Source organism: Winogradskyella sp. UBA3174 (assembly GCF_002364335.1).
Classification (GTDB): Bacteria; Bacteroidota; Bacteroidia; order Flavobacteriales; family Flavobacteriaceae; genus Winogradskyella.
On sequence record NZ_DEXW01000077.1, the window covers coordinates 90,194 to 102,492 of the forward strand.

Sequence of the window (12,299 nt, forward strand, 5' to 3'; positions counted from 1 at the left end):
GGTGCATATTTAACCGATTTTTAAATTGTGTCCCAAATCCCTCTTATAGACATCTAATTGAATAGTAATAATTAATTACTTAACAATTTTTGCTTATGAAACCTAAAATATGGCTTTCATCACCACACATGAGTGGTAATGAAGAACCTTACATAAAAGAAGCTTTTGAAACAAATTGGATTGCTCCGCTTGGACCAAACGTCAATGGTTTTGAAAACGATTTACAAACTTTTTTAAACGAAGATAGACAAGTTGCTGCTTTAGCCTCTGGTACCTCAGCATTACATCTAAGCCTTATTATGCTTGGTGTTAGTCATGGTGATGAAGTTATTTGCCAAAGTAAAACTTTTTCTGCTTCAGCTAACCCTATTGTTTACCAAGGCGCTACACCTATTTTTGTTGACAGCGAATGGGATACATGGAATATATGTCCTGAACAACTGGAAATAGCAATTAAAGATAGAATTGCAAAAGGAAAAAAACCTAAAGCAATTATAGCAGTACATCTCTACGGAATGCCTTATAAGGTAAATGAAATTAATAAAGTCGCAGAGGCTTATAATATTCCTATAATTGAAGATAGTGCAGAATCTTTAGGAAGTCGCTACAACGGACAAAACTGTGGTACTTTTGGTGATCTAGCTATTTTATCATTTAATGGAAACAAAATAATTACAACCTCTGGTGGAGGAGCTTTAGTGACAAAAACTAAAGCACAAAAAGAGAAAGCTGTTTTTTTAGCGACTCAAGCACGTGATGACGCACCTCATTACCAACATTCTCATATTGGTTATAATTATAGAATGTCTAATATTATTGCAGGTATTGGCCGTGGACAAATGACTATATTGCAAAGTCATGTAAATAAGCGTCGCTCCAACCACCAATTATATCAAGACTCCTTTAAAAATATAGCTAAAATTTCATTTTTAAATGAACCTAAAGGTTACTATTCTAATCGTTGGTTATCTTGTATTCTTTTAGATTCAAAAGACACAAGAGAAAGCCTGAGATTAGCCTTAGAAAAAGAAAATATAGAATCTAGACCTTTATGGAAACCTATGCATCAGCAACCAATTTTTAGTAATGCACCTAGCTATTTAAATGGTGTTTCTGATGAACTTTTTGAAAGAGGATTATGTCTTCCAAGCGGTTCAAACTTAACTGATACTGAATTAGATAGAGTGGTTTCTGCTATAAATATGTATTTTGCAGTATGATAGTAGAATTATTACATAAAATATCGGGAAGATATGCCTCTAAATGGCTAGTAATGCTATTTGATATATGCATAACTATTGGCACATTTTACATTGCATATTTAATTCAATTTAATTTCCAACTAGAGTTTGATCCATTCGTCGTTGCAAAACAATTACCATATATAGGATTAGTAGCTATAATTAGCTTTCTAGCAGTAGGGTCTTATAAAGGGGTTGTACGTTTTACGGGATTTAAAGATATTATAAACATAATTATTGGTACCAATATCATAGCAACATTGTTAATTGTTGTAACATTGATATCACGGAAATTTAATGAAGATTCTATTTTTAATATTTCCGGTTCTATTGTTTACATCCACCTTTTACTAAATATTTTATTTTTAATAGGTTTTAAATTATTCATTAAGTCCTTATATAACTATATAACTCAAGATTTTAATAAAATTACTAAAGTTTTAATTTTTGGTGCTGGTAATTCTGGTATGCTTACCTATGATGCCATAAAGAATGATACTAAAAATGGTATTGAGATTGTCGGTTTTCTTGATGACGATGATCGTAAAATTGGTAAAAAAATAAATTTATTACATGTACTACATTTAAATAAGATTACACAATCTTTCATCACAAAGAATGATATTGAAGAGGTTATTATTTCTATTCAGAATATAGAACCGACTAGACTTCTTCAAATTACTGGCAGCTTATTTACTTTAGGCTTAAAAGTAAAAATTGTACCACCTGTACAAAGTTGGATTGACGGAGATTTGAGTGCAGGACAAATTAAAGAGGTTAAGATTGAAGATTTATTAGGTCGTGATCCTATTAATATTAAAAACCCGGATTTAGAAGAGCAATACGATAATAAAGTCATATTAATTACTGGTGCTGCTGGCTCTATAGGTAGTGAAATTTGTAGAAAAGCAAGCCTATACAACTATAAAAAACTAATTTTAGTTGATAATGCTGAATCCGCACTTTACGATATACAACAAGAATTTAAAAACCGAGGTTTAACTAACATAGAAGCCATTGTAGCTGATGTTAGAAATAAAACCAGATTAGATCAAATATTTGATCTTCATAAACCAAAAATGGTTTTCCATGCTGCTGCATATAAACATGTACCATTAATGGAAAATAATCCATTTGAGGCAGTTAGCGTAAACATAGGAGGAACTAAAAATGTTGCAGATCTAGCTGTAAAGCACGGTGTTGACAAGTTTGTTCTGATATCTACAGACAAAGCTGTAAACCCAACAAATGTAATGGGTGCGACAAAAAGAATTGCTGAACTCTACGTTACTTGTTTAAAAGGTAAAGGGCAAACTAAGTTTATAACTACAAGATTTGGTAATGTTTTAGGATCTAACGGGTCTGTAATTCCATTATTTAAAAGGCAAATTGAAAATGGTGGGCCTTTAACCGTTACTCATAAAGATATTACTAGGTATTTTATGACTATACCTGAAGCGTGTCAACTGGTATTAGAAGCAGCAGCAATGGGTAATGGTGGTGAGATTTTTGTTTTTGATATGGGAGAACCTATTAAAATATTCAACCTAGCAAAAAATATGATAATTTTATCTGGATTGCGATATCCAGAAGATATAGACATTAAAATAACAGGGTTACGTCCAGGTGAGAAAATTTATGAAGAATTACTAGCCGATGGTGAAAACACCAAAAAGACTTATCATGAAAAAATAATGATTGCTAAATCAAAAAAACTTATGATAAATAAGACAGAACAAGTCATAATAAAACTTTCAAGCATAAGCTCTATTGCGCAACCTTTAGAAATAGTTGCTTTAATTAAATCAATTATTCCAGAATATATTTCTAATAACTCAACCTATGAAGTATTAGATACAAAAACAAAACCTAATATTTAATAGACCACCTATAATTGTAAATCAAATGAAAAATCAAACCTTCTTAATCTTAATACTGTCACTATTTTTAGCACACTCATGTGCCTCTCGTAAAAACCTTGTGTATTTTCAAGATGAACCTATACAAGAAGGACTTTCTGTTAACGAACCTGAGCAATTAATTTATAAGCCAGATGATATATTAACCATTAATGTTTCTGCTTTAGACCCAGAAACGGTTATACCATTTACTTTACCTGTAGTATCAAACAATCTTGGTGGAATTGGGGCTCAAGGTGCTATACAACAACAAAGCTATTTAGTAGATTATAACGGTAATATTGAGTTTCCGGTTTTAGGAACTACAAAAATAGCTGGATTAAACAGAACACAATTAACAAAAATGCTGACTGAGCGTATTAGAGAGTATGCTAGAGACCCTATTGTAAATGTTAGATTGGTGAATTTTACAGTTACGATTATAGGAGAAGTTTCGAGTCCAGGAACATTTACGATACAAGACGAGCGCATTACGTTATTAGAAGCCTTAGGTCTTGCAAGAGATTTAACTATCTATGGAAGACGAAAGAATGTATTATTGATACGAGAAGTAGATGGTAAGAAGAAATTTGCTAAAATTGATTTAACATCAATAAACACGGTGAGTTCACCTCTTTATTATTTACAACAAAACGACGTTATCTATGTGGAGCCTAATAAAGCTAAACTCCGTTCTTCTACCTATACTCAAAATAATGGCCTTTTAATTTCTGCAATTGGAACGTTAACTACTATTATCGCAGTGTTTTTAATAAAATAATATAATTGTCAAAATTCTTTCATGGATACTAAATCTACCTCAATTACAGGCTTACACATTAGGAAAAAAATAGAATTATTTTTTTCCTATTGGAAATGGATTTGCTTTTCTGTAATTGTAGCACTGGTAATTGCCTTCACCCATTTGCGATATACCAATTATGAGTATAAAGCCAATGCAACTATTAAAATACGTGATGAGAAACAATCAACTATGCTACCTAGTATGGAAGAAATGGGGAGCAACGGGCTTTTCTCACAAGGCTCCGATAAAATAAAAGATGAAATTTCAGTTATACAATCACGGACATTATTTAAAAACATAGTTGAAAAATTAAAATTAAATATAAGTTACTTTGAGGAGGGTAAAATAAAAGAAAAAGAACTTTATTCTAACCCAGCTATTAAAGTTAGCTTCTTTCAGAGTGATTCAATAATTAATGAAATAAAAACCAACTTATTTATTAAAATAAAATCGCCTTCAGAATTTATTTTATTCAAAGAACAACATAAATATCTAATGAATCGTGTTGATTCAGAAGGAGAAGTGTATTCATTCGGTGATAAAATTGAAACTAGCTATGGTGGTTATGTTATAACTCCAAATATTGGTAAAAATAAACCTAAAATAGGAAGTAATATTAGAGTTTCAATCAATCGTTTAAATAGCGTAGTGGGAAGCTATCAGAGAAAAGTGAAAGTTTCTACGTCGAAAGGATCTAGTATTGTTAAGCTTGAATTACAAGAGACCGTTGCTCAAAAAGCTATAGATATTTTAAACCAACTTATTCTAGAATATAATAATGATGTATTAGCGGATAAAGAAGCTGTAGTAAATGTAACATCAGATTTTATAAATACGAGACTAGCAAAGGTTTCTGAAGAGTTAAACCAAGTAGAGCTTACAGCTGAAGAGTTACAAAAAAACAATAGACTTACGGCTTTAGGGTCTCAGGCAAATATATACCTAGAGAGAGAAAAAAATAATGAATCACAGATATTAGTCACTTCTAATAGGCTAAAACTTATTGATTTTCTTCAAGAAGAAATTAGTGTAGAAGGAAAAGCTTCTGACTTACTTCCTTTGAATGTAGTTGATGACTCCGGAGTAAACCTGATCACTAAAAACTACAATGAATTGGTCTATCAAAGAGATAAAATTCTTAAAAACTCAAGTGAAATAAACCCAACTGTTATAAAACTTAACGATCAAATAAGCCAGCAAGAATCTAGCCTTCAGAATACTTTAAGTAATATGAAGCAATCAAATAATATTACTCTTAATACTTTAAATAAAGAAGATGTACGTATTCGCGGACAGATCTATAGTGCTCCTAAAAGACAGAGACAATTTAGAGATATTGAACGTAAACAGGGTATGAAAGAGTCATTATACCTCTATCTATTGGAAAAGAGAGAAGAAACAACAATTCGATTAGGTATGTATTCTCCTAATGCTAAAATTATTGATAGTGCTTATTCCTCATTTCGTCCTGTAGCACCAAATCCAACAATTACATATTTGGCAGCATTTATATTTGGGTTAGCTCTTCCTATTGCGGTAATTTACCTTATAATTTTAACAGATACTAAAATTTACAGAAAAAACGATTTAATTGATATTTTAGATATACCTTATATTGGTGATATACCTAAAACTTCTAAAAAAGAAACATTAATCAAAAAAGTTGATTATTCACCAAAAGCTGAAGCTTTTAGAATTATAAGATCAAACATAGATTTTATGTTAAAAAGCACAACCGATGGGTCTAAAAAAATATTTATTACGTCTACCAAGGCGCAAGAAGGTAAATCGCATACAAGTACTAATTTAGCATCGTCAATTTCATTCTCAGAAAAGTCTGTTCTTTTAATTGAGATGGATATTAGAGTCCCTAAAATCATGAATTATTTAGGATTAAAAGACGAATCTAAAATAGGACTATCAGATTTTATTGTAGACAATAAAATAAAGCCTCAAGATATTGTTATTAAACATAAAGAGAATAAATACTTAGACATTATACCTTCGGGGACTATTCCTCCAAATCCGTCTGAATTATTAATGAGTGATCGGATTAAAGAATTATTTAACTATTTTGAAGATAAATACGATTATATTGTTGTAGATACTTCAGCCGTAGGCATTGTAAGCGATACACTTTTAATAGCAAATTTTGCAGATATGTTTATTTATGTTGTAGGTGCTGATAATGTAGATAAGAGACAATTATCAGATGTGGCACAAACTTTATACAATGAGAAACGATTACCAAATATGACTCTGTTATTAAACGGTGTTAAAAGAGGTAAAGGTGGTTATGGTTATGGTTATGGTTATGGTAACAATCCTAATAAGAACACGAAAAATAAATGGTATAGTTTTAGTTAAACTATATAATAAACTTTTAAAAACAGCAACCAATCAATTGATTGGTTGCTGTTTTTTTACATTCTACGTCGTTTTTTCTCAGATTTTAATAATACCAACTCTCTATTAGTCTGCCCAGCAACAGAAGTGTTCTCCTCCGCTCTTCTAATTAAGTAAGGCATCACATCTTTAACTGGCCCAAAAGGAATATACTTAGCAACATTGTAACCCTCCGAGGCTAGATTAAAACTAATATGATCGCTCATTCCGTATAATTGACCAAACCATATGTTGTTATTATTTCTACTAATCCCTAAGTCATTCATTAAACCCATTGCTAAATAGCTACTTGCTTCATTATGAGTACCTATAAAAACAGAAATCGTTTTATTGTTTTCTAAAATATACTTCAAGGTCGTATTAAAGTTATCGTCTGTAATAGCTTTGGTTTCACAAATAGGTGACTTATAGTCTCTTTCATCAGCTCTTTTTCGTTCTTTTTCCATGTATGCACCACGTACAATCTTCATTCCTATTGTAAAACCATCTTTATTAGCACGATTATGCAAACCTTTTAAATAATCTAAACGATCCCATCTATAGGTTTGTAATGTATTATAGACTATTGTTTTTTTCTTATTGTAAAGAGACATCATATCTTCTACCAGGTCGTCTGCGGCATCTTGCATCCAACTTTCTTCTCCATCAATTAATACTTCAACCTCTTTTTCTTCTGCCAACTTACAAACAGCATCAAACCGAGCTACTACTCTATTCCATTCGTTTTGCTCCTCTTTAGTAAACTCTAGACCTTCTGTTTTCTTTTGATATAGATAAAAACGGCCAAAACCTGTGGGTTTAAAAACAACGATAGGCATAGCTTCTCTATCATCACAGAATTGTATAATTTTCAAGATTTTTTCTAAAGCACCATCAAACTGTTCTTCTGATTCTTTTCCTTCAACCGAATAATCTAAAACAGAACTAACTTTGTGTGTAAAAAGCTTATCTATTACGGGCAAACAATCTTCTTCATTAACTCCACCACAAAAATGATCGAATACAGTAGATCTAATGAGTGCTTCAACTGGCAATTTAGCTTTAAGTGCAAAATTTGTGGCTGCAGTACCAATACGGACTAAAGGTTGTACGGAAATCATCTTAAACAAAAAATAGGCACGTTCTAATTCAGAATCTGATTTTAAAGCAAAAGCAGTTTCTGTATTTTCAAAAAGGGTTTTATTTATCATTCTAAAAATTAATTATGCAAATATATTTATTCTAAGTTTTACTTTTTTGTAGAAAACTAAGTATTTTCACAACTTAATTTTAGGTATCACTATAATGAAATCAATTTCTACCAAAAACGCTGTGGTTTATTTTAATTCTGAGGTCTATTCTGAGCTAAATAAACACATCAAAACCACACAACCTTCTAAAATTTTTATCCTAGTAGATACCAATACTCACGAGTATTGTTTACCTCAGTTTTTAGAAAAATTAGAGTCTGATGATATTATTATTGAGGTCATGGAAATCCCAGAAGGAGAAGATCATAAAACTATAGATATCTGCACTGGTGTTTGGGAAGCTTTATCTGAGTATAATGCAGATAGAAAGAGCTTGCTTATTAATCTAGGTGGTGGAGTTGTTACCGATTTAGGCGGTTTTGTAGCATCAACTTTTATGCGTGGCATAAAATACATAAATATACCAACATCACTTCTAGCAATGGTAGATGCTTCTATTGGCGGAAAAACAGGAGTAGATTTAGGTGCGTTAAAAAATCAGATTGGTATTATTAATGAAGGTGAAATGGTTGGTATTGATATTGACTACTTAAGTACATTGCCTCAAAATCAGATGGTTTCGGGTTATGCTGAAATGATAAAACATGGCCTAATCTATGATGAAAATTATTGGAATGTTCTTACGAATCTTCAAAATTTAGATATTTCTGATTTAGAGCAATTAATTTATGATTCTGTTATAATAAAAAATACCATAGTAACTGAAGATCCTAGAGAACAAGGACTAAGAAAAACACTCAATTTCGGACATACATTAGGTCACGCCATTGAAAGTTATTTTTTAGAAAACGCTGATAAAACACCACTTCTTCATGGTGAAGCTATAGCTATAGGCATGATATTAGAAACTTATTTATCTCATAAAGTTTGTGGGTTATCTATCGAAGCTTTAAACCATATAAAAGACGCCATTCTCAAAACATATCAAAAGACCATATTTCTAGAAAATGACAAAAGTAGCATCATTGAGCTTTTAAAATATGATAAAAAGAATAGTCATGGCATTGTTAAGTTTGTGCTTCTAGAGTCTATAGGGCAAGCTAAAATAGATTGCGAAGCTAGTAATTCACTAATCTTAGAAGCTTTTAATTTTTACGATTCTTAGAGATAACGCTCTGTAATTATTTGGTTATGGTGATTTTCGTGACCTGTAATAATGTAACCCAAAGCACGAACTGATATATTTGAACCACTCGCAACACCAAGCTCTAAAAACGTATCCAGGTTTAAACTTTTATATAAAGCAATTGTTGCCATTCTTACAGCTTTAAACTCTTCAATTAAACTAGTTAAAGTACGTTGAGACGTATTACTTTCTAAAACATAATCATCTTGCTCAAAACCAGATAAGGGTGTTTTATCTTTTCTAGCAATACGCAAGGCACGATATGCAAAAATACGCTCTGTGTCAATTATATGAATCAGAATCTCTTTTACCGTCCACTTATCATCAGCATAAGCATAGTTGTGCTTACTATCAGGAATATTAGAATAGAACTTTGGAACAGAAACCAAATTAGACTTTAGACCTTTTATTATATCCTCATGGGCTGTATTATTAATATATGTAGTATAATATGGATTAAACTCGTTTGTATTTAATAAATCTGAAATCATAGTTATTGGTTTAAAACAAAAAATCCTTAGTCATATAATTAACTAAGGATTTTATTGATGTTGTTATTTCTTATAGCTCATTAAAGATGGTATGCATCAGTCGCTTTTTATCATTAATACTTTCTTCTAAAGATATCATAGTCTCTGTTCTATAAACACCTTCAATATCATCTAACATAAATATAATATCCTTAGCATGCATAGTATCCTTTGCTCTTACCTTACAAAAAATATTGAATTTACCCGTAGTAATATGAGCTACTGTAACATAAGGAATCGAACTAATACGCTCTAAAACAAATTTAGTTTGCGATGTATTTTGAAGAAAAACACCCACATATGCAATAAATGAATAGCCTAACTTCTTGTAATCTAATGTTAATGAAGAACCCTTTATGATACCAGCTTCTTCCATTTTCTTAACCCTTACATGAACTGTACCAGCAGAAATTAATAATTTTTTCGCAATATCCGTAAATGGAATACGCGTATTATCTATTAACATATCCAATATTTGATGATCTATTTCGTCCAATTTAAACTTTGCCATATTTGTATTTTCTTTAAACTATATGCAAAAATAAGACATTTTATATATCAAATACGCATCAAAAGGCGAATATATTACCGTTTTAATGAGGTTTTTTCATTATTTATCATAACGAAATCGGTTTCGTTGGTAACTTCTAGAGTTAAGTTTTGTGAATTTTTGACAATTTCATTTTTAGCATTAATCTCTTTATGTCCATAAAGAGCATCTAAATTTGAAATCGATTCAATGATAGGAACAAAATCGATGCTATCGTTTAATAAAACTTCTTTGTACTGAATAACAATGTCAATAGATTTGTCTGAGACGTTATTCAACTTGGCATTTCTAATAATAATATCACAAAACAATTTCTTGTTTTCTGGAATTTTAAAATACGCTTTATAAAAGCTATCATCATGAACTTTTGAAATCACTTCCAATCCTTTTAAAATTGACATAAAAACAAACCGTCTCACCTCTTCCCTATCATAATCATTACGATAATGACCAGCTTCAAACAAAAGTGTTGGTACACCAAAACTTTGAAACGTATCACCCACACAATTCAAATTAAAAGCATCATCATAACGTGAAATGCCATTTGGTATTTCATTCTGCAATGCCGTATTAATCTCAGCAATGATTGACATGGCAACTTTTCTGTTTGGCGTTAGTGTACAATCAATATCTTGAGAAGGTGCTAAAAAAGATAACGTAGCAGAAACATTAGTATCAGCAACACTATAAATAGTACGTTGACCATGTAAATTAAAACAATAGTCTGGCTTAAAATTATCATAAACCTGTCGTAGCAGCTTACTTTCTGGTTGTGTTAAATCTTGTGCGTCTCTATTTAGATCAACCTTGTTGGCATTTAAGCGTGTATAACTTTCTGCTCCATCCGGATTTAAAATTGGAATAACAAAAACAGTACACTGATTTAATATCTTTTTGGTTAACGCGTTCTCTGTTTCAAACAGATTAAAACAATCAAACAGAGCTTTTGTAGTTGTAGATTCATTACCGTGCATTTGTGACCAAAGTAAAACTTTCGTTTTTCCTTTGCCATAAGTGATTCCATAAATTGGACGATTTTCTACAGAAAGTCCTAATGTAGAAACAGTAGTTTTAGAGCACTTTTTAAAACATTTTTCAATGTGATTATTTGTGATGTAACGACCAAATAAAGTCGATTCTTTAACTGATTTATAAGTTGTATTTATTTGATTTAGATCCATAGAACATCTTACTTAATCACAAATGTAACGATTTGATATTTTACAATTGTAAACAATTAAAGCCGCTCATTTTGTTACAATACTAAACACTAAACTCAAAAAACACTATCCTTTAATAATGAGTATTAAATATAATTCAACATAAATAATTTTAAATACATAATATATTGAAATTCAATTATTTAAATGTATATATTAAAAGTTTATATTTAATATAAAAATACAATTAAGTATCAATTAGCAAATCTAGAACATACTATTTGTTACATTTGTAACGTTAATTTATCTAAAAACTAGTTTACATTGATAAACTCAAAAGATTTTACTTTACGACTTCAAAAAGTTATCGATTTTTATGAAGAGAGTGCCTCTGGTTTTGCTGAAAAAATTGGTGTGCAACGCTCTAGTATTTCACATATACTTTCAGGCAGAAACAAGCCTAGTTTAGATTTTGTAATGAAAGTACTTAACTCCTATCCAGAAGTCGAATTATATTGGTTACTAAATGGCAAAGGCACATTTCCTAATACAAGTCAAATCTCTGAATCACCAAATTCAAATTTAATTATTGAAGATTCAGATCAACTTATTAAAAACTCTGATTCTGATTCTGAAATTGAAAAAATTGTGATTTTCTATAAAGACGGTACTTTTAAAAGTTACAAGCCTTAAAATTCAGAAAGCTATTTCTTACCTTTGCAAAAAGATTTAAAATGAAACGTTGTTTTTTAATTTTATTTGCATTAATGCTAGTTAGTTGCTACAATATAGAGCGAGATTGTACAGATTTTAAAACAGGTACGTTTGAATTTAAATACACCATTGATGGAATTGAAAAAATTGGTCAGTTTGAACGTACAAAACTTTGGAATATCGATTACTATGAAGGCAAAGTAGATTCATCTTCTGTAAGATGGATTAATGATTGCGAATTCATTCTTAAAAAAATTAACCCCATCAATAATGCTGAAAAAGATGCGATACACATGAAAATCCTATCTACATCGGACAACTCATATACTTTTGAATATAAGCTCGCAGTTAAAAAGTCCAATAGACCTCTTTTAGTAGAGAAAGGCTTAGCGGTAAAGATTAATTAGATTTCTTAATGAATTCTGATGTTATCTTAGCATTAATAACACTTACCTTCTTAGAAATTATATCAGTATAGATTATATTTTTAATACTTATTGGTTTAATGTTAACAACTAAAACTAACTAACCTTGTGAAAACTTAATTATTTGACAAAATTATCGCTGCAATTATTAGAGACTTTCCTTATTGTTCAATTGGTTTTTTACTTTTTCTTGA

Annotated in this window: 11 protein-coding genes; 7 read left to right on the forward strand and 4 right to left on the reverse strand. The window is 30.5% G+C overall.

Annotation, left to right across the window (positions count from 1 at the left end; all coding sequences use genetic code 11):
- Positions 1-95 precede the first annotated feature (95 nt).
- From B2U95_RS14875 to B2U95_RS14890, 4 genes are read left to right on the forward strand one after another with little or no spacing between them, the layout of a single operon-like run.
- On the forward strand, positions 96-1,220 hold the full coding sequence (locus B2U95_RS14875) for a DegT/DnrJ/EryC1/StrS family aminotransferase (RefSeq protein ID WP_296317521.1): 1,125 nt from the start codon (positions 96-98) through the stop codon (positions 1,218-1,220).
- Complete coding sequence (locus tag B2U95_RS14880) at positions 1,217-3,121, forward strand: polysaccharide biosynthesis protein (protein ID WP_296317523.1); 1,905 nt, start codon at positions 1,217-1,219, stop codon at positions 3,119-3,121. The genes B2U95_RS14875 and B2U95_RS14880 overlap by 4 nt, the downstream gene beginning before the upstream one ends.
- 25 nt (positions 3,122-3,146) lie before the next feature.
- Positions 3,147-3,920: a polysaccharide biosynthesis/export family protein gene (locus B2U95_RS14885; RefSeq protein ID WP_296317525.1), complete on the forward strand. Its 774-nt coding sequence runs from the start codon at positions 3,147-3,149 to the stop codon at positions 3,918-3,920.
- A gap of 21 nt (positions 3,921-3,941) precedes the next feature.
- Complete coding sequence (locus B2U95_RS14890; RefSeq protein WP_296317527.1) at positions 3,942-6,311, forward strand: GumC family protein; 2,370 nt, start codon at positions 3,942-3,944, stop codon at positions 6,309-6,311.
- Positions 6,312-6,367: 56 nt separating this feature from the next.
- Here the strand turns inward: B2U95_RS14890 and B2U95_RS14895 are convergent, their stop codons facing one another.
- Positions 6,368-7,540: a proline dehydrogenase family protein gene (locus tag B2U95_RS14895; protein ID WP_296317528.1), complete on the reverse strand. Its 1,173-nt coding sequence runs from the start codon at positions 7,538-7,540 to the stop codon at positions 6,368-6,370.
- Between the two features lie 94 nt (positions 7,541-7,634).
- Here B2U95_RS14895 and aroB point away from each other — a divergent pair, with 94 nt between their 5' ends.
- Entirely contained in the window at positions 7,635-8,705 is a 1,071-nt protein-coding gene (gene aroB, locus B2U95_RS14900) for a 3-dehydroquinate synthase (RefSeq protein ID WP_296317530.1), read from the forward strand.
- Here the strand turns inward: aroB and B2U95_RS14905 are convergent.
- From B2U95_RS14905 to B2U95_RS14915, 3 genes are all read right to left on the reverse strand, one after another.
- Positions 8,702-9,217 (reverse strand): DinB family protein, encoded by a 516-nt coding sequence (locus tag B2U95_RS14905; protein WP_296317532.1) that lies wholly within the window; start codon positions 9,215-9,217, stop codon positions 8,702-8,704. The two genes, aroB and B2U95_RS14905, sit on opposite strands and share 4 nt — an antisense overlap.
- 70 nt (positions 9,218-9,287) lie before the next feature.
- Entirely contained in the window at positions 9,288-9,767 is a 480-nt protein-coding gene (locus B2U95_RS14910; RefSeq protein WP_296317533.1) for an Lrp/AsnC family transcriptional regulator, read from the reverse strand.
- Positions 9,768-9,841: 74 nt separating this feature from the next.
- Complete coding sequence (locus tag B2U95_RS14915; protein WP_296317535.1) at positions 9,842-10,987, reverse strand: M14 family metallopeptidase; 1,146 nt, start codon at positions 10,985-10,987, stop codon at positions 9,842-9,844.
- Positions 10,988-11,290: 303 nt separating this feature from the next.
- Here B2U95_RS14915 and B2U95_RS14920 point away from each other — a divergent pair, with 303 nt between their 5' ends.
- Positions 11,291-11,659 carry a helix-turn-helix domain-containing protein gene (locus B2U95_RS14920; RefSeq protein ID WP_296317537.1) on the forward strand — a complete coding sequence of 123 codons (369 nt, stop codon included), beginning with the start codon at positions 11,291-11,293 and terminating at the stop codon, positions 11,657-11,659.
- A gap of 41 nt (positions 11,660-11,700) precedes the next feature.
- A complete protein-coding gene (locus B2U95_RS14925; RefSeq protein WP_296317539.1) occupies positions 11,701-12,087 on the forward strand; it encodes a hypothetical protein in 387 nt (128 codons plus the stop codon).
- The last annotated feature ends 212 nt before the right edge of the window (positions 12,088-12,299 follow it).

What these genes read in the sequence shown, in the direction of transcription:
- B2U95_RS14875 (WP_296317521.1), top strand. Translation starts at nt 96, where the DNA reads ATGAAACCTAAAATATGGCTTTCATCACCACACATGAGTGGTAATGAA.
- B2U95_RS14880 (WP_296317523.1), top strand. Translation starts at nt 1,217, where the DNA reads ATGATAGTAGAATTATTACATAAAATATCGGGAAGATATGCCTCTAAA.
- B2U95_RS14885 (WP_296317525.1), top strand. Translation starts at nt 3,147, where the DNA reads ATGAAAAATCAAACCTTCTTAATCTTAATACTGTCACTATTTTTAGCA.
- B2U95_RS14890 (WP_296317527.1), top strand. Translation starts at nt 3,942, where the DNA reads ATGGATACTAAATCTACCTCAATTACAGGCTTACACATTAGGAAAAAA.
- B2U95_RS14895 (WP_296317528.1), bottom strand. Translation starts at nt 7,540, where the DNA reads ATGATAAATAAAACCCTTTTTGAAAATACAGAAACTGCTTTTGCTTTA.
- aroB (WP_296317530.1), top strand. Translation starts at nt 7,635, where the DNA reads ATGAAATCAATTTCTACCAAAAACGCTGTGGTTTATTTTAATTCTGAG.
- B2U95_RS14905 (WP_296317532.1), bottom strand. Translation starts at nt 9,217, where the DNA reads ATGATTTCAGATTTATTAAATACAAACGAGTTTAATCCATATTATACT.
- B2U95_RS14910 (WP_296317533.1), bottom strand. Translation starts at nt 9,767, where the DNA reads ATGGCAAAGTTTAAATTGGACGAAATAGATCATCAAATATTGGATATG.
- B2U95_RS14915 (WP_296317535.1), bottom strand. Translation starts at nt 10,987, where the DNA reads ATGGATCTAAATCAAATAAATACAACTTATAAATCAGTTAAAGAATCG.
- B2U95_RS14925 (WP_296317539.1), top strand. Translation starts at nt 11,701, where the DNA reads ATGAAACGTTGTTTTTTAATTTTATTTGCATTAATGCTAGTTAGTTGC.